This is a genomic window from Lonepinella sp. BR2357 (genome assembly GCF_051851525.1).
Classification (GTDB): domain Bacteria; phylum Pseudomonadota; class Gammaproteobacteria; order Enterobacterales; family Pasteurellaceae; genus Lonepinella.
The window spans coordinates 43,543-66,964 of record NZ_JBPDVG010000009.1; the positions used below are offsets into that span (position 1 = coordinate 43,543).

The 23,422-nt window shown below is 41.3% G+C and carries 28 protein-coding genes; 7 read left to right on the plus strand and 21 right to left on the minus strand.

Features of this window, described 5'->3' with window-relative positions; translation table 11 throughout:
• Positions 1–123: 123 nt before the first annotated feature.
• The 8 genes from cgtA to rplU form a co-directional block, all read right to left on the minus strand.
• Positions 124–1,293, minus strand: coding sequence for an Obg family GTPase CgtA (cgtA, locus tag ACTG7L_RS07315; RefSeq protein ID WP_439328013.1), 1,170 nt, complete (start codon positions 1,291–1,293; stop codon positions 124–126).
• Between the two features lie 114 nt (positions 1,294–1,407).
• Positions 1,408–2,112, minus strand: a complete 705-nt coding sequence (locus tag ACTG7L_RS07320) for an amino acid ABC transporter permease (protein WP_439328014.1) — start codon at positions 2,110–2,112, stop codon at positions 1,408–1,410.
• Positions 2,113–2,880: an amino acid ABC transporter permease gene (locus ACTG7L_RS07325; RefSeq protein WP_439328015.1), complete on the minus strand. Its 768-nt coding sequence runs from the start codon at positions 2,878–2,880 to the stop codon at positions 2,113–2,115.
• 117 nt (positions 2,881–2,997) lie between these two features.
• Positions 2,998–3,852 carry a transporter substrate-binding domain-containing protein gene (locus ACTG7L_RS07330; RefSeq protein WP_439328016.1) on the minus strand — a complete coding sequence of 285 codons (855 nt, stop codon included), beginning with the start codon at positions 3,850–3,852 and terminating at the stop codon, positions 2,998–3,000.
• A 34-nt stretch (positions 3,853–3,886) separates the two neighbouring features.
• Positions 3,887–4,882, minus strand: a complete 996-nt coding sequence (locus ACTG7L_RS07335) for a uroporphyrinogen decarboxylase family protein (RefSeq protein WP_439328017.1) — start codon at positions 4,880–4,882, stop codon at positions 3,887–3,889.
• 258 nt (positions 4,883–5,140) lie between these two features.
• Entirely contained in the window at positions 5,141–6,073 is a 933-nt protein-coding gene (locus ACTG7L_RS07340) for a DMT family transporter (protein ID WP_439328018.1), read from the minus strand.
• 105 nt (positions 6,074–6,178) lie between these two features.
• Positions 6,179–6,436, minus strand: a complete 258-nt coding sequence (gene rpmA, locus ACTG7L_RS07345) for a 50S ribosomal protein L27 (protein WP_005634356.1) — start codon at positions 6,434–6,436, stop codon at positions 6,179–6,181.
• A 20-nt stretch (positions 6,437–6,456) separates the two neighbouring features.
• Positions 6,457–6,768, minus strand: coding sequence for a 50S ribosomal protein L21 (gene rplU / locus ACTG7L_RS07350; protein ID WP_439239780.1), 312 nt, complete (start codon positions 6,766–6,768; stop codon positions 6,457–6,459).
• Between the two features lie 243 nt (positions 6,769–7,011).
• Here rplU and ispB point away from each other — a divergent pair, with 243 nt between their 5' ends.
• Together ispB and ACTG7L_RS07360 are read left to right on the plus strand one after the other, a co-directional pair.
• Positions 7,012–7,983: an octaprenyl diphosphate synthase gene (gene ispB, locus ACTG7L_RS07355; protein WP_439328079.1), complete on the plus strand. Its 972-nt coding sequence runs from the start codon at positions 7,012–7,014 to the stop codon at positions 7,981–7,983.
• A 1-nt stretch (position 7,984) separates the two neighbouring features.
• On the plus strand, positions 7,985–8,710 hold the full coding sequence (locus tag ACTG7L_RS07360) for an epoxyqueuosine reductase QueH (RefSeq protein WP_439239781.1): 726 nt from the start codon (positions 7,985–7,987) through the stop codon (positions 8,708–8,710).
• A 53-nt stretch (positions 8,711–8,763) separates the two neighbouring features.
• On the opposite strand, the gene ACTG7L_RS07365 is transcribed toward ACTG7L_RS07360, so the two are convergent.
• The 3 genes from ACTG7L_RS07365 to mpl all read right to left on the minus strand — a co-directional run bounded on the left by ACTG7L_RS07365 (position 8,764) and on the right by mpl (position 10,948).
• A complete protein-coding gene (locus tag ACTG7L_RS07365) occupies positions 8,764–9,060 on the minus strand; it encodes a HigA family addiction module antitoxin (RefSeq protein WP_439328019.1) in 297 nt (98 codons plus the stop codon).
• Positions 9,061–9,071: 11 nt separating this feature from the next.
• On the minus strand, positions 9,072–9,350 hold the full coding sequence (locus tag ACTG7L_RS07370) for a type II toxin-antitoxin system RelE/ParE family toxin (protein WP_439328020.1): 279 nt from the start codon (positions 9,348–9,350) through the stop codon (positions 9,072–9,074).
• Positions 9,351–9,583: 233 nt separating this feature from the next.
• Entirely contained in the window at positions 9,584–10,948 is a 1,365-nt protein-coding gene (gene mpl / locus ACTG7L_RS07375; RefSeq protein ID WP_439328021.1) for a UDP-N-acetylmuramate:L-alanyl-gamma-D-glutamyl-meso-diaminopimelate ligase, read from the minus strand.
• 191 nt (positions 10,949–11,139) lie between these two features.
• Between mpl and fbp the strand changes: the two genes are divergently transcribed.
• From fbp to priC, 5 genes are all read left to right on the plus strand, one after another.
• The gene (gene fbp, locus ACTG7L_RS07380; RefSeq protein WP_439239784.1) at positions 11,140–12,150 is read left to right on the plus strand and encodes a class 1 fructose-bisphosphatase; all 1,011 of its coding nucleotides are present in this window, start codon (positions 11,140–11,142) and stop codon (positions 12,148–12,150) included.
• A gap of 76 nt (positions 12,151–12,226) precedes the next feature.
• Positions 12,227–12,634 (plus strand): lactoylglutathione lyase, encoded by a 408-nt coding sequence (gloA, locus tag ACTG7L_RS07385; RefSeq protein ID WP_439328022.1) that lies wholly within the window; start codon positions 12,227–12,229, stop codon positions 12,632–12,634.
• A 55-nt stretch (positions 12,635–12,689) separates the two neighbouring features.
• The gene (gene rnt / locus ACTG7L_RS07390; protein ID WP_439328023.1) at positions 12,690–13,349 is read left to right on the plus strand and encodes a ribonuclease T; all 660 of its coding nucleotides are present in this window, start codon (positions 12,690–12,692) and stop codon (positions 13,347–13,349) included.
• Between the two features lie 154 nt (positions 13,350–13,503).
• Positions 13,504–14,859, plus strand: a complete 1,356-nt coding sequence (locus ACTG7L_RS07395) for a Na+/H+ antiporter family protein (RefSeq protein WP_439328024.1) — start codon at positions 13,504–13,506, stop codon at positions 14,857–14,859.
• Positions 14,860–14,905: 46 nt separating this feature from the next.
• Entirely contained in the window at positions 14,906–15,478 is a 573-nt protein-coding gene (priC, locus tag ACTG7L_RS07400) for a primosomal replication protein PriC (protein WP_439328025.1), read from the plus strand.
• Between the two features lie 93 nt (positions 15,479–15,571).
• Here priC and panF read toward each other — a convergent pair whose 3' ends face one another.
• From panF to menH, 10 genes are all read right to left on the minus strand, one after another.
• Complete coding sequence (panF, locus tag ACTG7L_RS07405; RefSeq protein ID WP_439328026.1) at positions 15,572–17,047, minus strand: sodium/pantothenate symporter; 1,476 nt, start codon at positions 17,045–17,047, stop codon at positions 15,572–15,574.
• The gene (locus ACTG7L_RS07410; RefSeq protein WP_439239882.1) at positions 17,044–17,334 is read right to left on the minus strand and encodes a YhdT family protein; all 291 of its coding nucleotides are present in this window, start codon (positions 17,332–17,334) and stop codon (positions 17,044–17,046) included. Before ACTG7L_RS07410 ends, panF begins: the two co-directional genes overlap by 4 nt.
• Positions 17,335–17,382: 48 nt before the next feature.
• Positions 17,383–18,729 (minus strand): acetyl-CoA carboxylase biotin carboxylase subunit, encoded by a 1,347-nt coding sequence (gene accC / locus ACTG7L_RS07415; protein WP_439328027.1) that lies wholly within the window; start codon positions 18,727–18,729, stop codon positions 17,383–17,385.
• A 65-nt stretch (positions 18,730–18,794) separates the two neighbouring features.
• On the minus strand, positions 18,795–19,256 hold the full coding sequence (accB, locus tag ACTG7L_RS07420; RefSeq protein WP_439328080.1) for an acetyl-CoA carboxylase biotin carboxyl carrier protein: 462 nt from the start codon (positions 19,254–19,256) through the stop codon (positions 18,795–18,797).
• Between the two features lie 184 nt (positions 19,257–19,440).
• Positions 19,441–19,902 carry a type II 3-dehydroquinate dehydratase gene (gene aroQ / locus ACTG7L_RS07425; protein ID WP_439257226.1) on the minus strand — a complete coding sequence of 154 codons (462 nt, stop codon included), beginning with the start codon at positions 19,900–19,902 and terminating at the stop codon, positions 19,441–19,443.
• An 81-nt stretch (positions 19,903–19,983) separates the two neighbouring features.
• Entirely contained in the window at positions 19,984–20,979 is a 996-nt protein-coding gene (menC, locus tag ACTG7L_RS07430; protein WP_439328028.1) for an o-succinylbenzoate synthase, read from the minus strand.
• The gene (locus ACTG7L_RS07435; protein ID WP_439328029.1) at positions 20,966–21,289 is read right to left on the minus strand and encodes a nucleotidyltransferase domain-containing protein; all 324 of its coding nucleotides are present in this window, start codon (positions 21,287–21,289) and stop codon (positions 20,966–20,968) included. Before ACTG7L_RS07435 ends, menC begins: the two co-directional genes overlap by 14 nt.
• The gene (locus tag ACTG7L_RS07440; protein WP_439328030.1) at positions 21,271–21,690 is read right to left on the minus strand and encodes an HI0074 family nucleotidyltransferase substrate-binding subunit; all 420 of its coding nucleotides are present in this window, start codon (positions 21,688–21,690) and stop codon (positions 21,271–21,273) included. Before ACTG7L_RS07440 ends, ACTG7L_RS07435 begins: the two co-directional genes overlap by 19 nt.
• A gap of 56 nt (positions 21,691–21,746) precedes the next feature.
• Complete coding sequence (gene menB / locus ACTG7L_RS07445) at positions 21,747–22,604, minus strand: 1,4-dihydroxy-2-naphthoyl-CoA synthase (RefSeq protein ID WP_439328031.1); 858 nt, start codon at positions 22,602–22,604, stop codon at positions 21,747–21,749.
• Between the two features lie 39 nt (positions 22,605–22,643).
• Positions 22,644–23,405, minus strand: a complete 762-nt coding sequence (gene menH, locus ACTG7L_RS07450) for a 2-succinyl-6-hydroxy-2,4-cyclohexadiene-1-carboxylate synthase (RefSeq protein WP_439328032.1) — start codon at positions 23,403–23,405, stop codon at positions 22,644–22,646.
• Between the last annotated feature and the right edge of the window lie 17 nt (positions 23,406–23,422).

Here is a 23,422-nt window from a genome sequence, read left to right on the forward strand (position 1 = left end):
TATTCGGGCTATGTCAGCCCAAACTTAGGGAAAATTCCTCTCGCCTAGCAAATTCCGTCAAAATTAGCCAAAAAAACACCGCACTTTTTATGATGAAGTGCGGTGCCTGTCTTTTGTGAGAAATTAACGTTCGTAAATAATTTCGACGCCCTCATCATCTTCTTCTGACCAATCGTCCCAGAAGTCATCATCACTCTCTTCTGCAGTCTCTAAGGCTTGTTGATGATAATCATCCCATTTGAATTTCACTTCCTCAGCTTGTGGATTTTCATCTTCAACTTCTCTTGGGTTCGCCTCAATAAAATCCATGATTTCACGGGTGAGATCGGACACATTTTTACCGGTTGCAGCAGAAATCAAGAAATATTCTTCCTCATACCCGAGACGTTCGACAATATCCTTGGCTAATTGTTGAGCGTCCTCTGCCGACATGGTATCAATTTTATTAAACACTAACCAACGAGGTTTTTCGGCTAATTTTTCGCTGTATTGAAATAATTCATTTTCAATAATCGCAATATTATCTGCGGGATCCGATTCATCAATCGGGGCAATATCCACTAAATGCACCAACACTCGGCAACGTTCTAAATGCTTTAAGAAACGAATACCTAAACCCGCCCCCTCTGAGGCATTTTCAATTAAACCCGGAATATCCGCCACCACAAAGCTACGATCAGAACCGATACGAGCCACCCCTAGACTGGGCACTAACGTTGTAAAAGGATAGTCGGCCACTTTCGGTTTTGCTGCCGAAATCGCACGGATAAAGGTAGATTTTCCCGCATTGGGTAAACCGAGCATACCCACATCCGCCAATAACATTAATTCCAGTTGCAAATCCCTTTTTTCCCCTGGTGTACCTAAGGTTTTTTGGCGAGGCGCACGGTTGACCGAGGATTTAAAACGGGTATTGCCCAAACCATGATAACCGCCTTTTGCCACCAGCATTTTAGCGCCATTTTGGGTCAAGTCACCCAAGACTTCTTTCGTATCATTATCAATGGCTCGAGTGCCGACTGGCACACGCAAGGTAATGTCTTTGCCCCGTTTTCCCGTACAATCTGAACTACGTCCATTTTCGCCCCGTTCAGCGGCGAAACGTTTTTCAAAGCGGTAATCAATCAAGGTGTTGAGGTTTTCGTCGGCAATTAAATACACATCCCCACCGTCACCACCGTCACCACCGTCAGGACCACCTTTCGGAATAAATTTCTCACGACGGAAACTGACACAACCACTCCCGCCATCACCGGCTTCCACTCTGATTAAGGCTTCATCTATAAATTTCATATTCTTATTCTCCAAATAATGCCCTAATACTATAACAAAAATATCCATACCCCTAACAGAATTTTTTATTTCAAATAAAAAAATAGCCCTAAATAAGGGCTATTTATTTACAACCTAAATATTGCGGTATCTGCCTAAATGCTTTTCCACTGAATTGAACGAAAACTGCACAATGGAGCAAATAATAATATACACCAAAAACACATCAAAATAGGCTTCTACATAGTTATAACCATAAGAGGCTTCTATTCTGCCGATTGCTGTAATGTCTTTTACGGTCATCAAAAATGCCAAACTTGTACCTTTAATCAAATTTAAGGTTAAATTCGCCAAGGCGGGCATGGCGATCACCAAGGCTTGCGGAATAATCACTCGAGTATAGGTTTGAAAACGGGATAATCCGACAGCAATGCCTGCTTCCAGTTGATCTTTAGAAATAGCGAAAAAGGCGGCTCTAAAAATTTCTGATAATAACGCCGTGGTATTCAGCGAGAAAACCACAACGGCGTACCAGAATGGATCAATGGCATCAAAAATATTAAAATTACTGCCCATTTGTTTCAACCACGCATTTAAAAAGCTGGGCAGTAGGCTGTAAATTAATAAAATTTGCAGAATAATCGGCGTGCCACGGATAAAAGAAACATAAACCGACACGAGTTTTGCCCCGATTTTTCCGCCCCCAAGTCTGACCACCGCCATATAAAGTGCAGGCACAAAAGCGATCAAAAGCGATAAAACCGTCAGCGATAAAGTGACACCTGCACCTTGCCAAATGGTAAAAAAGGTGCGATACAGAAATTCATAATCCACTTCCATTTATGCCTCCCTTTTACGAATCCAAAAGCGGGTGAGCCAAGGGGATTTTTGCGAATTTGGCGTTTCAGCTAAGGATCTGTCTTTATTGAGTTTATTTTCAACATACATAAATAAACGCTCCAATAAAAACACAATCACCCAATAAATCAAAATACAAGCGGTGTAAATTTCCACCCCATATGCCCCGTAATTTTGAGCAATAATCAAATTGCCCGCCCCAATTAAGTCAATTAAACCAATGGTATAGGCTAAGGCACTGTCTTTTAACAAATTAGTGGTGGAATTAGCAAAATTCGGCAGTGCAATGACTACGGCTTGTGGCAACATAATTAATAACACTGCTTTAAATGGCGATAATCCTACGGTAATTGCCGCTTCATATTGTCCATGAGAAACCGCACTATAGGCTGCTCGAAACACTTCTGCCATGTACGCACCAAATAACAACACAAAGGTAATAATGGCGAAAATAGCACGATGAAAACCGTTTATATCGTAATGAAATAATACGGAAATCAGCTGCGGCAAGCCATAAAATACCAAAAATAACAACACAATAGCTGGCGTGCAACGCATAATGTAAATATAGCCTGTTGCTAATACGGAAAGTATCGGATTTTTTCCCAATTTCGCCCATGCTAGCAAAATTCCCCATAAAGACCCAAACAATACGCTAAAAAAACATACTGCCAATGTGACATCAAGATATTCTAATAAACGAGGAATGACATTCCATATGACGGAAAAGTCAAAAATTCTACTTTCCATTATTTCCTCACTCTCCACACTTCTGTTAAAACGATAGCATTCAGCATTTTCTTACTAAAATACGCTAAAGAAATAAAAGGCTGTTTTATTCAATAAGATAAAACAGCCCTAATTACATTATTTTAAATAATCACTTAGGCTTTCACCGAAATATTTCAATTCAAGTTCGGCAATTTTGCCTTCTGCACGAAGCGCTTCAATGGCTTTATCGTACTCATCAGCAAATTGCTGTTCATTACGATTGAAAATTGGGTAAGTTGGAATGCCTTTATAACGCACATAAGTTAAACGATCATTAAATTGGTGATAAGGAGCATCATCATTTTTAATATTATTTTTATAACTTAATTCTACATCAAGATAAGCATCATAACGCCCTTCAAGTACCCAGCTATAGGCATCAGAAATTTGGAAAGATTCTGATGGAAGTAACTTGATCGGATTGTCTGGATGTTCTCTATTATAAGAATCTACCACCATATAACGGGCATCTTGCGGTGCAATTGGCACAAGTTTTCCGCTAAATCTAGCAAAAGATTCAATATCTTTAATTTGATCCACATTTTCTTTGCGAATAGTGATACCAATCACACTAGCGGCAATATTATTTTTAGGAAACACATATTTTTTCTTACGTGCTTCGGTAATCCAAATGCCTTTCGTCCCCACAGTGTATTTGCCTGACTCAACCCCAATTAACAGATCATCATCAGAAGTTGGGGTATATTTAAATTCATACTGTGGTAATTTTTTCGCCACTTCTTTAAACACTGCCACCTCAAAACCGTCAGATTCGCCTTTTTCATTCACATAGTCATAAGGTACATAGTAGTTGGTATGAGCCACCACAATTTGTTTTTTTGCAGGCTCTGCATTGGGGGCTTTATTGGTTTCACTTTTATCATTACAACCTGTGACCAACGCCAAAGATGAAGCTAATAGTGCTACCGTAAAAAGTTTTTTAAGATTCATTTTTCTATCCTCTAAATTTATTAATCATCATTAATTAACGTAACGCTTCGCGTACCCATTCTAATCTTTCCCAAGCAATATCTTTTGGCACTGTGCAATCTGCCCCTAAAAGTACCCCTGTTTTTCCTGCTTCTGCCACAATACGGCGAGCTTCTGCTTGAATTTCTTCTTTTGTTCCCGTATATAAAAGATCGGTTTTCAAATTACCAAAGCCACCAATTACGGAATGATTCGGGAAAATTTTACGCCCCTCAGCAAGGGAAATACCCTCCACGACCGCCGCCCAGTTGATGGTTTTTACATCATAATCTTTGTACCATTCAAGGCTATTGCGATGTCCTGCGTAACCACAAATATGCAAAATATTGTATTCGCTAGCTTCTTTGGCGGCTTTCAAAATCGCTTTTTCCCCAGGGGCTAAAATTTCTTGATAGGTTTGCTCATTCACACCCTCGCCCAACAAATTTTGCACACTGAAATAAATGCCCGTTACACCCGCTTCCAAAATCACCCGTTTTGCCAATTTGGCTAAATCGCTGGAAATCACATCTAACGCCTGTTTTACGGTTTCAGGATCTTGTTTAATCCATTCCACTAACAAGGCTTCGCCCTTTGTTGGGTCAGGTTGCATAAAGCGGAAAGTGGAGTTTGCCCCAAAGATATTGTAGAACAGAGCGGTTTCATCACCGTACGCATCTGCCAATTTTTTGGCATAGGCAATTTGATCGGTAAACCAGCGGTCATCATCGGCTAAAGGCTGTAAATTTTTTAAATCAGATACTTGTTTCGCATTCGCCACTTGTGGGTGTTTATAATGAAAATAACCATCAGTCATAATTTTGGCAAAATCAGGTTTAAAAGTTTCAATATATTTCTTTTCACCCTCCAATACCTGTTCAATCAATGCGGGATTTTCAAAAGCATCAACACCTGCTTCATTATCTAAAAAGTGAAACCAAAAACTTGATGGAATCCGTTCTACAGGCTTGCCATTCAAGGCTGCTAACACCAGTTCTTTTCTATTTGACATTGTCATTCTCCATAAAATAAATAAGTGGCTTTATCTTATGCGGAGAAATACCGTTGTTCAAGCCCTTATAACCAAACATTTTGTTATTACTTATAGCGAAATGAAAAAAGAAAAGGGGTAATAAAAATAAATGAATAAAATCAATAAAATAACAATTACTAGAAATGGGTGAAAAATGAGAAATTAGTGTTTTTATAGCGAAATGGAATAATTTATAATTTTTAGGTTGAAAAAATATTTGCTTTTTACACCGCACTTTTATGCGTTATTCACATTTTCGGTGCGATAAAATTTATGTCCAATGGCAGATGACATCACACCCACTATGGAAAGACAAGCCCCAATATAACTTAAGGCGTTAAATTCAGGTCGCTCAAAATCCAGTGGATCAAGCCAGTGCAATAGATGACTAAACAGTAACACAAATAACGATCCTAGGCTTGCAACAACGCTGACTTTGGACACTTCCCAGCGATTTAAGGCTTCCGCATAAGCACCAAAAGCAAGCGGTGTATTTAAACAACAATAAATAAACCAGCCCCAAGCGAAAGGGGTTAATTCCCTCACTTGTCCAATGCTTGCTTGGGGCAAAAATGTCAGCATGCACGCAAAATAAGATAGCAGTAAAATCTGTGGCGTGCTGAAAAAACGCACTAAAATTTTTTGTGCAATACCATATAACACAAAAATCACTGCCGCACTTAAACCGAAAAATATCCCGAGAGAATACAAATTGAGGGTAAAAAATAAGCTAAAGCGTTCATTAAAAAATAAACCTAAGCCAATAATTAACAATATCAATCCTATTTTTTGGTGCATGCCTAATTTTTCTTTAAACACCCATACTCCAGCGATAAGCATGCCAAAGGAGGTAATGGGGCTAAAAATCTGGGTAATCGCAGGTTCTACATAAATCAAACTGGCATTATACAAAAAGAAATTACCAGCCAAGCCAACCACGCCAAGTAGAAATAAAACTAACACTCTCGGGTTAAATTGATTTAATTTTGGCAATTGCTTTTTCCATGCGAGAAACACCAACAAAACCAAACTTGCCGTAGCAAAACGGTAGGAAATCGTGGTAGGAGAATCGACTATCGCAAGCACTTGTTTTAACGCTATCGGCGATGCTCCCCACGCCATTGCTGCCGTGAGTGACAAGAAAAAGCCTAAAATCGGATTTTGTTGCATAGCTAACTTCCCGTGTAAAACATGCCACTTATTTTACGCTAAAAAAACAAAAACGCCTTACTTTTTTAGCAGAGTAAGGCGTTTTAATTTGGTTTAATTTGAAGATTATTCTGTGACGATGCTCACATATTTACGGCTTTTATCGCCTTTCACTTCAAATTTCACTTTACCATCAGCGGTTGCAAATAAAGTGTGGTCTTTACCCATACCTACATTTGAACCTGCGTGGAATTTAGTACCACGTTGACGAACGATAATGCTACCTGCTAATACAGATTCACCGCCAAAACGTTTTACACCAAGGCGTTTAGCTTCAGAATCACGACCGTTACGAGTTGAACCACCAGCTTTTTTAGTTGCCATCTTCTATAACTCCTCTGAAATTATGCTGAAATCCCAGTGATTTTCACTTCGGTGAACCACTGACGATGACCTTGTTGTTTACGGCTGTGTTTACGACGACGGAACTTAACGATTTTAATTTTATCGCCACGACCTTGCGCTACTACTTCAGCCACTACTTTCGCTCCAGTCACAACTGGGGCACCAATTTTAATATCTTCGCCATTAACGACCATTAACACTGAATCAAACTCAACATTTGAGCCGACTTCAAGTTCAAGTTTTTCTAAACGAACAACTTGACCTTCGCTTACTCGGTGTTGTTTGCCGCCACTTTGGAAAACTGCGTACATAAATACTCCGCTAAATTTGTGCTGAATAATGTTTTAGTTCATTTTTAGCACATCAAAATCATATAAATAGGTCGCAAATTCTACGGAAAATTCATCAAAATGGCAAGCGTTAATTTGCAATAAAATAAAAAAAGTCGAAATTATGCGGATTTTGCGACGGTTTTATTTTAGTAATCCCAAAAAATCAGGTAAAATCAACCGCACTTTTGGTTAAAAATAAACAATATTATGCAAAACAATTTAATGGATCAACAAGCTATCCAAGCATTGATTGAAGCGGATATGCAGAAAGTCAATGAAGAAATTTTGGCCCAGCTTAATTCTGACGTGCCCTTGGTGAATCAGCTCGGCTTTTATATTATTCAAGGCGGTGGCAAACGCATTCGTCCGACCATTGCCCTATTGGCAGCAAAAGCGGTGAATTATCAAGGCGATCAAATGCCCACCAGTGCAGCCTTTATTGAATTTATTCACACCGCCAGTCTGTTGCACGATGATGTAGTAGATGAATCTGAGCTACGCCGTGGCAAGCCGACAGCGAACGCAGAGTTTGGCAATGCAGCAGCCGTCTTAGTGGGCGATTTTATCTATACTCGTGCCTTTCAATTAATGGCAAAATTAAATTCATTAAAAATGTTACGAATCATGTCCGATGCCACCAATGTACTGGCCGAGGGCGAAGTGCAACAATTAATGAATGTGCATAATCCGGATACTTCAGAAGAAGATTACATGAAAGTGATCTACCGCAAAACCGCACGCTTATTTGAAGTATCAGCTCAGGCGGCAGCGGTATTGGCGAATGCAAACAAAGAAATTGAACGTGGCTTACAGCTTTACGGTCGCTATGTTGGCACCGCATTTCAGTTGGTAGATGATGTGTTGGATTACAGTGCGAATGCCGTGGCATTGGGCAAAAATGTGGGTGATGATTTAGCCGAGGGCAAGCCGACATTGCCATTGTTACACGCCATGCAACAAGGTACAGCAAGCCAACGTGAACTGATTCGCAACGCCATTTTACAAGGCGGTCAGCGTGAAATTATTGATGACGTATTGGCGATTATGGCGGAACATAAATCCTTAGATCATGCCATGGCACGAGCTAAACAAGAGGCGCAAAATGCCGTAGATGCCATTGCCGTATTGCCTGATAGTATTTACAAACAAGCCTTGATTTCCTTGGCTTATTTATCTGTGGACAGAAGTTATTAATATGGAAAATAATCAAATTCACTTTGAACCGAAACAAAGAAAACGTAAAGAACGCAAGGATCCCAACGCCCCTTTCGTTCGCCCGAAATTAGACTTGCCAAATGGCCACAATAAATTGTTATTACATTCTTGTTGTGCCCCTTGTTCAGGCGAAGTCATGGAGGCGATTTTAGCCTCGGGCATTGAATTTACCATTTATTTTTACAACCCCAATATTCACCCATTAAAAGAATACATGATCCGCAAAGAAGAAAATATTCGCTTTGCAGAAAAACATAATATTCCTTTTATTGACGTGGATGATGACTACGAAAACGACCGTAAAACCTGGTTTAAAAAAGCCGAGGGTATGGAATGGGAACCCGAACGAGGCATCCGTTGCACCATGTGCTTTGACATGCGTTTTGAAAAAGCCGCTCAATATGCACATGAAAATGGGTTTCCTGTATTTACCAGCTGCTTAGGCATTTCTCGCTGGAAAGACATGAACCAAATCAACGACTGTGGCCACCGTGCCGCCAGCCATTATGATGACGTGGTTTATTGGGATTACAACTGGCGAAAAGGCGGCGGCTCGGCTCGCATGATTGAAATCAGTAAACGTGAACGTTTCTATCAACAAGAATATTGCGGCTGCGTGTATTCCTTGCGTGACAGCAACAAATGGCGACTAGAAACAGGCCGTGAACGGATTGAGATTGGGAAGTTGTATTATTCGGCGGATTAAAAAAATCCTAAAAACTACCGCAGTTTGATACTGCGGTAGTTTTTTATGTATTTTTAAGCATAAGCCGGAGCAGTAAACACAGGTTTAATTTGTTGATAAGTCACATTCTTTCCATATTTTGCTTGCCACAAATCGTATTTATTTTGCAATTTTAACCAGAGTTCATCATGCGTATCAAAAGCCTTGCTTAAACGTAACGACATATCTGCAGAAATCCCTTTTTTGCACTTTAAAATCTGACTTAACTCTGAACTTGGTACACCTAAATGTTTCGCCATATCCGTTACGCTAATATCACCCATATATTCTTTTAAAATTTTGCCTGGATGGGGCGGATTGTACATTTCCATTTTTCAACTCCCTAATGATAATCTTGATAATCAACAACTTCGGCATTTCCGCCATTAAATTTAAAGGTTAAACGCCAATTTCCACTTACGCTAATTGACCAATGCCCTGCTAAATCGCCTTTTAACGCATGTAAATTCCAATTTGCCTTATTCATATCTAAGGGCGATGCCGCATCATCCAAGGTTGACAATTGTAAACTTAATTTATTTTTATGCTTCGCCTGAATCCCAGCGGTTGAACCTGTCCTAAAAAAGCGTTCTAGCCCTTTATGTTTAAAAGAAATAATCATTGCTCACTCACCTTTAGTGCAGTGTGCTGTTATATTATACGCCCAGCAAACGGATTTGCAACGACACAGCACGGTTGTTATGGTGAGTGAATTTTAGGAATATCTCAGTAGAAACCAAGATCATTTGTTTGCTTTTGGAATCAAGATCACAAAAATTGTAAAAAAATCATTAAAAAGCACCGCAGTTTAGGCCTAAATTGTGGTGCTTTTTGTACTATTTTTATTTAGCGATTTTACTTCGCCAACCCATCTAGCAATTTCTGATGAATCCCACCAAAACTACCATTAGACATCACTAAAATATGATCTGTCGGTTGGGCTTCTGCCACCACAAACTCCACCAGTTTATCCACATTGGCAGCCCATTTAACAGGTTGAACACAATCGGCGGCAATTTCGGCCACTTCCCAAGGAATATTATCCGGTTGCAGTAAAAACACATTATCGGCTCGCACTAACGCTGGGGCAATTTCATCTTTATGATGTCCCATTTTCATGGTGTTGGAACGCGGTTCTAGCACGGCTAAGATTCGCACGCCACCGCCGACTTTGTCACGAAGTGCGGTCAACGTGGCTTGAATTTCTGTTGGGTGATGGGCAAAATCATCATAAACCGTGACGCCATTTACGGTGCCTTTGACTTCTAAACGACGTTTTGCATTCACAAAGGAACTCAAGGCTTGGGCTGCATTTTGCACGGAAATGCCGGCATGATGTGCAGCCGCAATGGCCATTAAAGCGTTGTGCATATTGTGTTGACCGACAATGTTCCATTGCACTTCAGCGGCCTTTTCGCCTTTGTGGAACACCACAAAATGGGTGCAATCATGGCTAATGCGTTCAGCGTGCCATTCTTGAGCTTTGCCTAAAAATTGTTGTGCGGACCAACAACCCATGTCTAAAGTTTCTTTCACACTTTGTTCTTCCGCCACCGAAAGCACTAGGCCAGATTGTGGCATGGTACGAATCATATGGTGAAATTGGCGTTGAATCGCCTGTAAATCATCAAAAATATCCGCATGATCGAAACCGATATTGTTGATAATTAAGGTTTTTGGGTTGTAATGGACAAATTTAGAACGTTTATCAAAAAAGGCCGTATCATATTCATCTGCCTCAATCACAAAATAAGGGCTGTCAGTAAAACGTGCAGAAACACCAAAATTACCCGCAATGCCGCCGATTAAAAAACCTGGATTTAAGCCATTTTGCTCTAAAATCCAAGTTAACATGCCTGTGGTGGTGGTTTTGCCGTGCGTACCTGAAACCGCAAACACCCAACGATTACGCAATAAATGATCATGCAACCATTGCGGTCCTGACATAAATGGCAGTTGATTTTCTAACACATACTCGACACAAGGGTTGCCACGTTTCATGGCATTGCCCACAATCACCATATCGGGAGCCGGTTGCAGTTGAGAAATTTCAAAATGGGGAATAATGTCAATGCCACTTTGCTCTAAAAATGTGGACATAGGCGGATACACATTGGTATCTGAACCAGTGACATGATAGCCCATTTGTTTGGCAATCATGGCGACACCGCCCATAAAAGTACCACACACGCCTAAAATATGAATATGTTGTTTTGTCATTTTTTGCTCTTTAATCTGATTGAAAATAGACAAATAAGATAAAAATTTGTGCGTTAGATCACATATTTGAATATTTGTCATGTTGATAAAACTGGAATGTTGCTATCATAATCCAACAGGGTGGTTTCGTCTATAAACTGCGGTGAAAAATACCTAACTTTTCTTTCTACTATTAAAATGAGATGCTAATTATGAAAACCTTAGATGCGTTTATTATTGAAAAACAAGCCGAATACCCGAATGCCAAAGGGGCGTTATCGGGTATTCTTTCTTCCATTCGTTTAGTGGCCAAAGTGATTCACCGTGACATTAATCGAGCCGGTTTAACCAATGATATTTTAGGTTATGCAGGCAACCAAAATGTGCAAGGTGAAAGCCAAATGAAACTGGATGTGATTGCCAATGACACCTTTAAACATGCCTTAATGGCTCGTGAAGATGTGGCCGGTTTTGCCTCCGAAGAAGAAGATGAAATCGTGGCTTTTGACACCGAACGTGGGCGTAATGCACGTTATGTGATTTTAACCGATCCACTGGACGGTTCATCTAATATTGATGTGAATGTGTCAGTGGGGACGATTTTCTCTATTTATCGCCGTGTGACTCCACTTGGTACGCCTGTTACCTTAGAGGACTTTATGCAACCAGGGAATAAACAAGTGGCCTCGGGGTATGTGGTGTATGGCTCCTCGACGATGTTAGTCTATACGACGGGCAACGGCGTAAATGGCTTTACTTATGACCCAACTTTAGGGGAATTTTGCCTATCCCATGAAAACTTCCAAATGCCACATTCAGGCAAAATTTACTCTATTAATGAGGGGCAATATCTTAAATTCCCACAAGGGGTGAAAAAATACATCAAATATTGCCAAGAAGAAGATCCTGCCACACAACGCCCTTATGCCTCACGTTATATCGGTTCATTGGTATCGGATTTCCACCGTAATATGTTAAAAGGTGGCATTTATATTTATCCAAGTGCGACCAATTATCCAAACGGCAAACTTCGCCTACTTTATGAGGGCAACCCAATGGCATTCTTAGCCGAACAAGCCGGCGGATTAGCCAGTGATGGTTATGGTCGAATCCTAGATATTCAACCAAATGAACTGCACCAACGTGTACCGTTATTTATCGGTTCAAAAAACATGGTGGAAAAAGCCCAAGAGTTTATGGCGGAATATAAAGACGCAGAATAAGCCGATTAAAACCTGATTTTTACGCAAATTTGTGGCATAATTGCCACAAATTTTTTTTAGTAGAAAGGAAAAAATCATGCGAATTTTACACACCATGTTACGTGTCGGTAACTTAGAGCGTTCCATTAAATTTTATCAAGACGTATTAGGCATGCGTTTGTTACGCACCAGCGAAAATCCCGAATACAAATATTCCCTTGCCTTTTTAGGTTATGCAGACGAGGACGAATCAGCCGTGATTGAATTAACCTACAACTGGGGCGTGGAACAATACGAACTCGGCACCGCTTATGGGCATATTGCTATCGGTGTTGATGATATTTATGCCACTTGTGAGGCTGTGAAAGCCGTTGGAGGCAATGTCACTCGTGAACCAGGTCCTGTCAAAGGCGGCACCACGGTTATTGCTTTTGTGGAAGATCCAGACAGTTACAAAATCGAATTTATCGAAAATAAACAAGCAAAATCGGCCTTAGGCAATTAACCCTCACCCTAGCCCTCTCCCAGAGGGAGAGGGGACTTTTGGTGACTTATTATTTATGACAGAAGAAAATAAAATCCCTGATTATCACTTACTGAAAAATCGTTTTCGTGGTTATTACCCAGTGATTATTGACGTGGAAACGGCTGGGCTGAATTGTCAGACAGATGCGTTGTTAGAATTGGCGGCGATTACCTTAAAAATGAATGATCAAGGTTTGCTCGAAATGGATCAAACCTATCATTGCCACATTAAGCCTTTTCATAATGCGAATATTAACCCTGAATCCATGAAAATCAATGGTATTGATTTAGATAATCCGCTCCGTCAGGCGGTGGCGGTTTCAGAATTAGACGCTATTACGGGTCTATTTCAACTGGTGCGTCGTGGACAAAAAGATGCCGATTGTCAGCGTTCGATTATCGTGGCACATAATGCGGCCTTTGATCAGGGATTTATCATGGCGACAGCGGAAAGAACAGGGGTCAAACGTAATCCGTTTCATCCTTTTAGTACCATGGATACGGCCAGTTTAAGCGGCTTAATGTTCGGTCAAACCGTGTTAGTGAAAGCCTGTCAAGTGGCCAAGATCCCCTTTGATAACAAACAAGCCCATTCTGCCTTATACGATACCGAACGTACCGCAGAATTATTTTGTTATATGGTGAACCACCTTAAACAACTGGGTGGATTTCCGCATATTGTTGATACAAAATAAAAATTCCTTATTTTTTACCGCACTTTATTGAACATTCCTTATTTAATTCAAAAAAGTGCGGTTATTTTTATAAAAATTTTTCAAATCCCCTAGACAAATTCATTTTTTTGAGTACATTTAAATCATTCATTATAAATATAAGGACATAAAATCTATGCTGACCAATCCTGTTGTTATTTCCATCATCGTATTGCTCGTGCTGAGTTTATTACGTATCAATGTCGTGATCGCCTTAGTGATTTCTGCCTTAACCGCAGGCTTAACCGGTGGTCTTGGGTTATCTAAAACCATTGAAGTGTTTACCGGCGGTTTAGGTGGCGGTGCCGAAGTGGCCATGAACTACGCTATTTTAGGGGCGTTCGCCGTGGCGATTTCTAAATCGGGTATCACCGATTTACTCGCCTACAAAGTGATCAAACGCCTTGGCAAACAACCGAGTGGCAGTTCCGTCGCTGGTTTTAAGTATTTTATTTTGGCCGTTTTAGTGGCGTTTGCAATCTCCTCTCAAAACCTGTTGCCAGTGCATATTGCCTTTATTCCTATTGTGGTGCCACCGTTATTAAGTATTTTTAACCGCTTAAAACTGGATCGCCGTGCCGTGGCTTGTGTGTTAACCTTTGGTTTAACGGCCACCTATATGTTGTTGCCAGTGGGCTTTGGGAAAATCTTTATTGAAAGCATTTTAGTTAAAAATATCAATGAAGTGGGAGCGTCATTAGGCGTACATACCAGTGTTGCTGAAGTCTCCATGGCCATGGCGATTCCTGTCACGGGCATGATTTTAGGCTTATTATTTGCTATTTTTGTCAGCTATCGTAAACCGAGAGAATATGCCGTCACTACCGCAGAACCGACCACCGCTGAAATTGAGCAACATATTGCCAACATCAAGCCATTCCACGTTTGGGTCAGCGTGGTGGCTATCGTGGTCACCTTTGCATTACAATTATTCACTAGCTCCACCATTATTGGCGGTTTGGCCGGCTTAATCATCTTTGCGGTATGTGGTATCTTCCGCTTAAAAGAAAGCAACGATATTTTCCAACAAGGTTTACGTTTAATGGCCATGATCGGCTTTGTGATGATTGCCGCCTCGGGTTTTGCCAATGTAATCAATGAAACCGGTGGCGTGACACAATTAGTGGAAGTCTTTAGCCAAGGCCTTGGACAAAATAATAAAGGACTTACCGCTTTCTTAATGTTATTGGTGGGGTTATTTATCACCATGGGGATCGGCTCATCATTCTCTACGGTGCCGATTATCACCTCTATTTATGTGCCATTATGTATTGCAGTGGGATTCTCACCACTCGCTACGGTGTCTATTGTGGGGGTCGCAGCCGCTTTAGGTGATGCAGGTTCACCAGCCTCGGATTCTACTTTAGGCCCAACATCTGGCTTAAATGTAGATGGCAAACATGACCATATCTGGGACAGCGTGGTGCCGACATTCTTACACTACAACATTCCATTAATTGCATTCGGCTGGATTGCCGCCATGGTTCTTTAACCCCTTTTCCCCCTAATGAATGTTAGGGGGATTTCTCCATAAAAATATGAAAAATCACACCGCACTTTTAGGCCAATTAAATCAATATATTGTTGAATTAGCACAACAATATGTACATCTCAAACAAGAAACCCTTTATAACAAATTCGACCCCATGTTATTTAGTGAGAATTTTCAAACCGTTGATTTCTATTTGAATGAGATGCAACAATGTTTCCAACAACTGCAACGACTTAGCGAACAGGATCAGGCTCAATTTGCCTTTTTCACGGAAAAACTGGTCGCACAATACACCGCATTACAAGATGCCATTCGCTTATTACAAACCCCACAAACTGCGGTAGAAAAGAAACCTGTTTTAAATAAACGTGATCAGCTACGCCAACAAATTGAATTACTGCCACCACGTGAAAAATTGGTCAAATATTATGAGGCTTTGCATGCCCTCAATGAAAAATTAGCACAGCAAGAAATTGAATTCAGCCTTGCCACCGCAGAGCAAAAAAGGGTTATTGAGCCACAAATTGCAAGCACCAAACAACGCCGTGAACGCTGTTTAAGTGCAATTGAATTATTGGAAGAATATTTGGCGTTTAAGGATAGCTTGGAGAATGAATAAGCCCTGCACTTGCGTACAGGGCTAACGAAGTGACGATGCTCCGCTACGGAGTAGCGTCACAATGCTTAACCTAGTATGTAAGTGCTAGGTTATTTAGTTTCTCACCCCAAACCGATTGCCCACTAAGAACGCAATAAACCCCCACACCAAAGACGGCACGATTTCGTGGAATTTGCTGAATAATTTAATCCCTTGTACCACATATTGCAAAGCCTCAGGCAAGGACGTTAAATCCACGCCTTTTAATTGCACCAACAAAATATAACAAGCCAAACCTGTCACCATAGAACTAATGGCCCCTGTGGCGTTGGCTTTATCCCAATAAATGCCAAGCACAATCACCCATAAAAAGGCGGCCTCTAGTCCACCAAAGGCGAACAAGTTTAGCCAAATAATCATATCAGGCGGATTTAAAGCCGCCAGCACCAAAAGCAACGTAATGGTCAGCGTGATAATGGAAGAAAACCAACTGATTTTTTTCTGATTGGTGGCCATTTCTGGTTTGGCGGATAAATACAAATCTTTCACGAAAATTGCTGAGGATTGGATTAATTGCGCATCAATGGTGGACATAATCGCTGACATGGGAGCCGCCAAGAAAATCCCTGCCACTATCGGCGGTAACACGTGCAACATTAGGGTTGGGATCACTTGATCGGGAATGGTTAGATCCGGAATAACGGCTCGTCCTAACGCACCAGCCAAGTGCATGCCTAACATAATCACGCTAAGAATAATGGTGCCAATTAACATGCCACGGTGTAAAGCCTTGCTATCTTTGAACGCCATACAACGCACGGCGGTATGAGGCAAGCCCACCACGCCAAAGCAGACTAACACCCAAAATGATGCCATAAATTGAAAGCCTAGCATGTCATTGGGGCCATAAGGGCTGACTAACTGCGGATCGATTTCAGTCAGTTTTTGCACCGCACTTTCTGGCCCACCGGTGGCATAAATGACCGCACCGAGTAAAATCAAGGTACCTAAAATCATCACGGTGCCTTGAATGGTATCCGTCAGCACGACGGCTCGGAATCCGCCAATAAAGGTATAAATGCCAACAGTGGCCGCAAAAATTAACAAGGCACTGGTATAAGAAATCCCGATAGTGGTGGATAACAATCTAGCACCGCCGATAAATTGGGTCATCATGGCGGCAAAAAAGGCAATTAATAAGGCAATACCTGCAATCCAAACAAGGACTTTATTTTTATAACGATAAAGCAGTAAATCATTGATTGTCAATGCCTTACTTTCACGAGATAACAAGGCGAATTTTTTGCCTAACGCCCCTAAAGCTAACCACACCGCTGGCACTTGGATCATGGCTAACAACACCCAACCCAAGCCATATTTATAGGCGGCCCCCGGCCCTCCCACAAAAGAACTGGCACTGGCATAGGTTGAGGCAATGGTCATGGCTAACACAAAGCCGGTCATGGAGCGGTTTCCCACATAGTATTCGGTTAAAAAATCACCTTTTGACCGTTTTACGTACGCATAAACTGCAGCACCAAATACAAACACTAAATAAATAATTAAAGGAAAAATAATCCCTAAGTTCATGATGTGATGTCCTTATCTTGCGAATTTGATAAAGTGCGGTCCTTTTCCGTTGAAATGTCAAGATCAATGTCTTGATACACAATTTTAATCAGCCAATAAGCCACCACAATAAACAAGACAGGCAGATAAATACAAGATAATTCAAACCACAAAGGAAAACCCAAGGGGCCTGCACTGTTATCTGGCAAATAAGCACAAACTGCCCAGCCAATCATGTAAAGAATGGTTAATCCTAACGCCCAACGTGCCTCACGTGCGGCTTGCCGATAACGTTGTTGTAATGTCATGTTCTCTCCTAATAAAAAAGTGGATCCTGACGTTCCACTCTCTTTTTACTATTCTGAAATACCCAACTTCTTCTCGAGATAATGAATATTCGCTCCACCTTTTTGGAAGTTCTTATCCTCCAAAATTAAATGATGTAACGGAATATTGGTCTTAATCCCATCAATAATGGTTTCGGATAGAGCATTTTGCATACGGCGAATCGCCCCCTCTCGGGTGTCGGCATACACAATTAATTTCGCAATCATGGAGTCATAATGCGGTGGCACGGTATAACCAGCATACACATGGGAATCCCAACGCACACCTAATCCACCCGGTGAATGCAAATGCACCACTTTACCCGGTGACGGTAAGAATGTTTTTGGATCTTCCGCATTAATACGGCATTCAATCGCATGACCTTTGACTTTAATATCCGCTTGTTTAATTGAAAGTGACAAGCCAGCCGCAATGCGTAGCTGCTCTTTTACCAAGTCTACGCCCGTGATCATTTCTGTCACAGGATGTTCTACCTGAATACGTGTATTCATTTCAATAAAATAAAACTCACCGTTTTCATACAAGAACTCAAAAGTACCCGCTCCACGATAACCAATTTCCACACAAGCATTGGCACAACGTGAGCCAATATCTTGGCGAACTTGCTCAGAAATCCCTGGTGCCGGTGCCTCTTCTACTACTTTTTGGTGACGACGCTGCATTGAACAATCACGTTCCGCTAAATACACTGCATTGCCGTGGGTATCGGCTAATACTTGAATTTCCACGTGACGTGGGTTTTCCAAGTATTTTTCCATATACACCATATCGTTATTAAAGGCTGCTTTGGCCTCCGCTTTGGTCATGGCAATACTTTCTTCAAGGCTTTCCGCATTACGCACCACACGCATACCACGACCGCCACCGCCACCGGAGGCTTTAATAATCACAGGGAAACCGATACGTTTGGCAATTTCTTTATTTTTCGCCATATCCGAACCCAATGGGCCATCGGAACCCGGTACACAAGGCACGCCCGCTTTTTTCATGGCATTAATAGCGGACACTTTGTCGCCCATTAAGCGAATCACATCAGCAGTTGGACCAATAAAGGTAAAGCCTGAACATTCGACCTGTTCGGCAAAATCCGCATTTTCCGATAAGAAACCATAACCAGGGTGAATCGCATCCGCCCCGGTCACTTCAGCGGCTGCAATAATCGCAGGCACATTTAAATAACTTTTGGTTGATGGGGCGGGGCCGATACATACGGTTTCATCAGCCAATAAAACATGTTTTAAATCACGGTCGGCGGTAGAATGTACCGCAACGGTTTTAATGCCGAGTTCTTTACATGCACGTAAAATACGTAAGGCAATTTCACCGCGATTGGCAATAACCACTTTTTCTAACATAAGATTATTCCAGATTAAAATTGAGGAAGATAAAAATAATGGGCAATACCGCCCATTAGAAAATATTATTCAATCACGATTAACGGTTCATCAAATTCAACCGCATCACCGTCATTAATTAAAATGGCTTTCACCACACCAGCTTTGTCCGCTTCAATGCGGTTCATCATCTTCATGGCTTCCACGATACAAAGGGCATCGCCCACTTTCACCGCTTGTCCCACTTCCACAAAGGCTTTTGCCTCTGGACTTGGGCTACGATAGAATGTTCCCACCATTGGCGAACGCACTTGGTGACCTGATACTTCTTGTGCAGCAGGTGCTGGCGTTACTGTTGCTGTTGCCGTAGCTGTTGGAGCTGGTGCGACTGGAGCTGGAGCCGCTGCTGGAAGTTGGTATTGCACCGCAGTTGGTGCCGGTGTACCACGGCTAATACGAACGGATTCTTCTCCCTCGGAGATTTCCAATTCCATAATGCCTGATTCTTCAACTAATTCGATCAATTTTTTGATTTTACGAATATCCATTGCCATAATGTAGATTTCCTGAAAAATAATATAAAAACGAACCGCACTTTACATCACTTTAATAACCCAATGAATCATCAAAGTGCGGTGAAAAAATTCTGCTCTTTTTGAGAAAAACAAGATTACCCGAAAAAGTGGCTTTTGGCGACAATTTTATGCGAATTTATGCAAATTTCGTGAAAATTTAACGATTTTCTGCTTTTTTTGCTAAAAATTGCACGGCAAAATCCAATCCATATTCGTAACCTTTTGCCCCCAATCCACAAATCACGCCCTCCGCCACATCACTAAAATAAGAATGATGACGAAACGGCTCACGTTTATGAATATTGGACAAATGCACTTCCACAAAAGGGATCGCCACCGCTAACAACGCATCACGCAAGGCCACGCTCGTGTGGGTATAAGCCGCCGGATTGATAATAATAAAATCCACTTGCTGAAAACTTTGGTGAATTTTATCAATCAACTTTTCCTCACTGTTGGCTTGAAAACAATCCAATTTTACACCGCAGTGTTGAGCAAGCTGCTGTAAATGCTGTTCAATTTGCGACAACGACAGCGAGCCATAATGCTTTGGCTCTCTCGCCCCCAACATATTCAAGTTCGGGCCATTTAATAACAAAATGCGTGCAGATAGCGACATAATCTTATCCTTTTGCTGTAATCTGAGGCATTATAACGATTTTTTACAAAAACTCAGCTTAATAAAATGTGGTCTAACCTTTTAGACCGTGATTTTCTCAATAAATTCCGAATCCAAATCAATCACAGGCAAGGTGGAATCTGGCCAAGTTCGCACAATTTGATGTTCCATCAGATCTAACGTATCCAACCCTGGCACCATATTTGGCGTATATTGTTGGGCTAAACGTGCTAATTGCGTTAAACCAAAACTGCTCTCAATGGAAGAACTGATCACTGCTTTTAACCCGCAAGCATGGGCCTGTTCAATCAAACGCACACATTTTTCAATGCTACCGACTAAGGTTGGTTTAATAATAATCGCCACCACATTTGGCTCCGCTTGCACCACAAAATCCGGTTCACGCACCGATTCATCCCACGCAATGGCAATGCCTGTTTCAGCCGCAAATTGACGACTTTCATCACGAGTTTTACAAGGTTCTTCTAAAAATTGAATGCGAGAACGGTATTCAGGTTTGACATATTTCGCAAACATGGCCGCTTTAACTGGCGTCCAACTACGGTTAGCGTCCAAGCGTAAATGCAAATCAGGAATGGCCTCCAACAACATATCGGCAATTAATCCGTCCCGATTGGCCTCATACATACCGACCTTAATTTTCGCCACTTTTTCGCCTTGCATTTGATCCAGTGGCTCATACAATTCATCAGGATCGCCATAACACAGCGGGGCGGTTTGATAATTGCCTTGCTCACCCAATTTACCTTTCAACTCCGCCAACGCACAGCTCAACCCAAAGGCCACTGAGGGATAAACTTCCTCATCCTTTAACGGCAATTTTTCATTGCAAGAACGTGCCTTATTCCAACGGCTTAACCAATCAATGGCTTGCTGTTGAGCCTGTTCCAGCGTTTCTTGGCTAAATTCTGGCAACGGTGCAATTTCGCCCCATCCCTCGTGTTCACCACAAACCACTTGCACCAACAAGCCCTCTCGTTTTTTTAAAAAACGGTTGCGGAGAATTAACTGACTGTCAACGGGAATGCTGTAACGATATAAATTATAACTTCTCATTATTTTCTCTTTGATAAAAAACCTGTCCAACACGATCAATATGTGCCACAAAATCAGGATTGGTAAGTAAGTGATAAACCGACAAATCAAATAAATAAGGGGAATAGGAATCATCAAGATCTAGCCAAATCTTACCTCGAATGTCTTGAGTCAATTTTTCACCTTTTAGGGTTAAATCAATATCCGATCCCTCACGATAATTACCCATAGCACGCGAGCCGTAAATAATCGCTTGTTCGACTTCAGGATATTTTCGTAAGATTTGATGAACTTGCTCAATGGCTTTATCACTTAATCCAAATTTTGGCATAGATTTTCTACCCGTTGTTCAAATTGAATAAATAAAGGTAAATATAAGTTTTCAATTTTCTGAAATTCAGTGGACAAAATAGAATTATCATAAGTATGAACCGTTAAGTTTCGGCTTCTAATCATTTCATACCAAATTTCGCCGTTTTGAATTAGCCCTCGATTAAAAGCTAAACGAGTGGTATCTTTTGATCCGAATATATCCGTCACGCCAAATGATTTTAGAATATCTTGCATTAATTTCCATGCCAATTCGTGGACAATTTCAAAATCTTTGATAATCGCTCTTTTCACAAGATCCGCTTGCCAGTTTTTTGCTTCAAGCAAATCCGCACGCAAATAGCCTAAGGCACTTTGATAATTATGAAAACGCTGTAACCAACGAATATCTTGTTCAACCATCTTAATCTCCTAAAAATCCCCTCTCCCTATGGGAGAGGGCTAGGGTGAGGGTAAAATTAAGGATTCCGCTTAAACTTACTAAAATCAGGTGCTCGTTTTTCATTAAACGCATTGCGTCCCTCTTGCCCTTCTTCCGTCATATAGAACAACATTGTCGCATTGCCTGCAAGTTCTTGTAAACCTGCTTGTCCGTCACAATCAGCGTTTAATGCCGCTTTTAAGCAACGTAACGCAATCGGGCTGTTACGCAACATTTCACGACACCAACGCACGGTTTCTTTTTCTAAATCCACATAAGGCACAACGGTATTCACTAAGCCCATATCCAACGCCTCTTGAGCGTTATATTGACGGCATAAGAACCAGATTTCACGGGCTTTTTTCTGACCCACAAGGCGAGCCATATAACTTGCCCCCCAACCGCCGTCAAATGAACCCACTTTCGGTCCTGTTTGACCGTAAATGGCGTTATCCGCAGACACAGTAATATCACACAACATATGCAACACGTGACCACCACCAATGGCATAACCAGCCACCATGGCCACCACAGGTTTCGGGCAAGTACGGATATCACGTTGAAAATCTAATACATTTAAATGATGTACACCACTTTCGTCTTTATAACCGCCGTAGTCGCCACGTACTTTTTGGTCACCGCCAGAACAGAACGCTTTTTCGCCTTGACCGGTTAACACAATCACACCGATTTTTTCATCAAAACGTGCGTCTGCAAAGGCGTTAATCATTTCTTTCACCGTTTGTGGACGAAACGCATTACGCACTTCAGGGCGGTTAATGGTAATTTTGGCAATGCCGTCAGTGGATTTATGATAAAGAATATCGCTGTAACCGTTGCTGTGATCGACCCATTCAATCGGGGCGTAAAGCACATCATCTTTTGGATTTTGCATAAAAATGTCCTTAATTGTTTTTAATAAAAAGTGCGGTCATTATAACGGAACTTTTGCGATCTCAAAAGCAAAACGGCGTAATTGTTCCGCAAAGGCTTGGGGATTTTCTAAATGGGCATTATGCCCTGCTTGTGGAATGGTACAAAATGACAAATTTTTTTGTATCGCTAATTGCGTAAATTTCTGATCTCGTTCGCCCACCATATAATAAATTGGCAATATTTTAGACCGCACTTTCTCACTCAACGCTGGCTGTTTCGCTAAACTGGTTGCTAATAACATTTTCCCGACATTTTCACCGCAGTTTGTGGCACGTTTAGCAATTAATGCCGCACGTTGTGAGCCAGTCAAATGCGAAAAAACCGGCTGTTGATACCAATCTTGCAACACCGTTTCAGGTAATTCCGTTATAAACCGTTTGGCCCATTGTTGATCGTTTTGCCAACGTTGTTGCTTTTCCTGTTCATTGTTCAGCCCTAAATTCGCCCCCTCTACAATGACCCCTTGTAAATGGCCTTTTGCACAATGGGAATGCAACGCATAATATAATGCTAGCCGTCCGCCTAATGAGTAACCAACTAAAATATAAGGCTTATTTTGAATTTTCTGCTGGATTTGCTGTGAAATAAATTGAGCGGCTTGCTCAAAATCCGTTACTTCTACTTGCTTATTTTCACCATGAAATGGCAAATCCAATGCAAAACAATTAAACTGCGGTGAATTTTTTTGCAATTTTTCAATAATGGCTTGCCAATCAGCTTTGGTGCCAAGTAATCCATGTAAGAAAATTAAAGTTGGCATATTTCGTCCTAATAAAA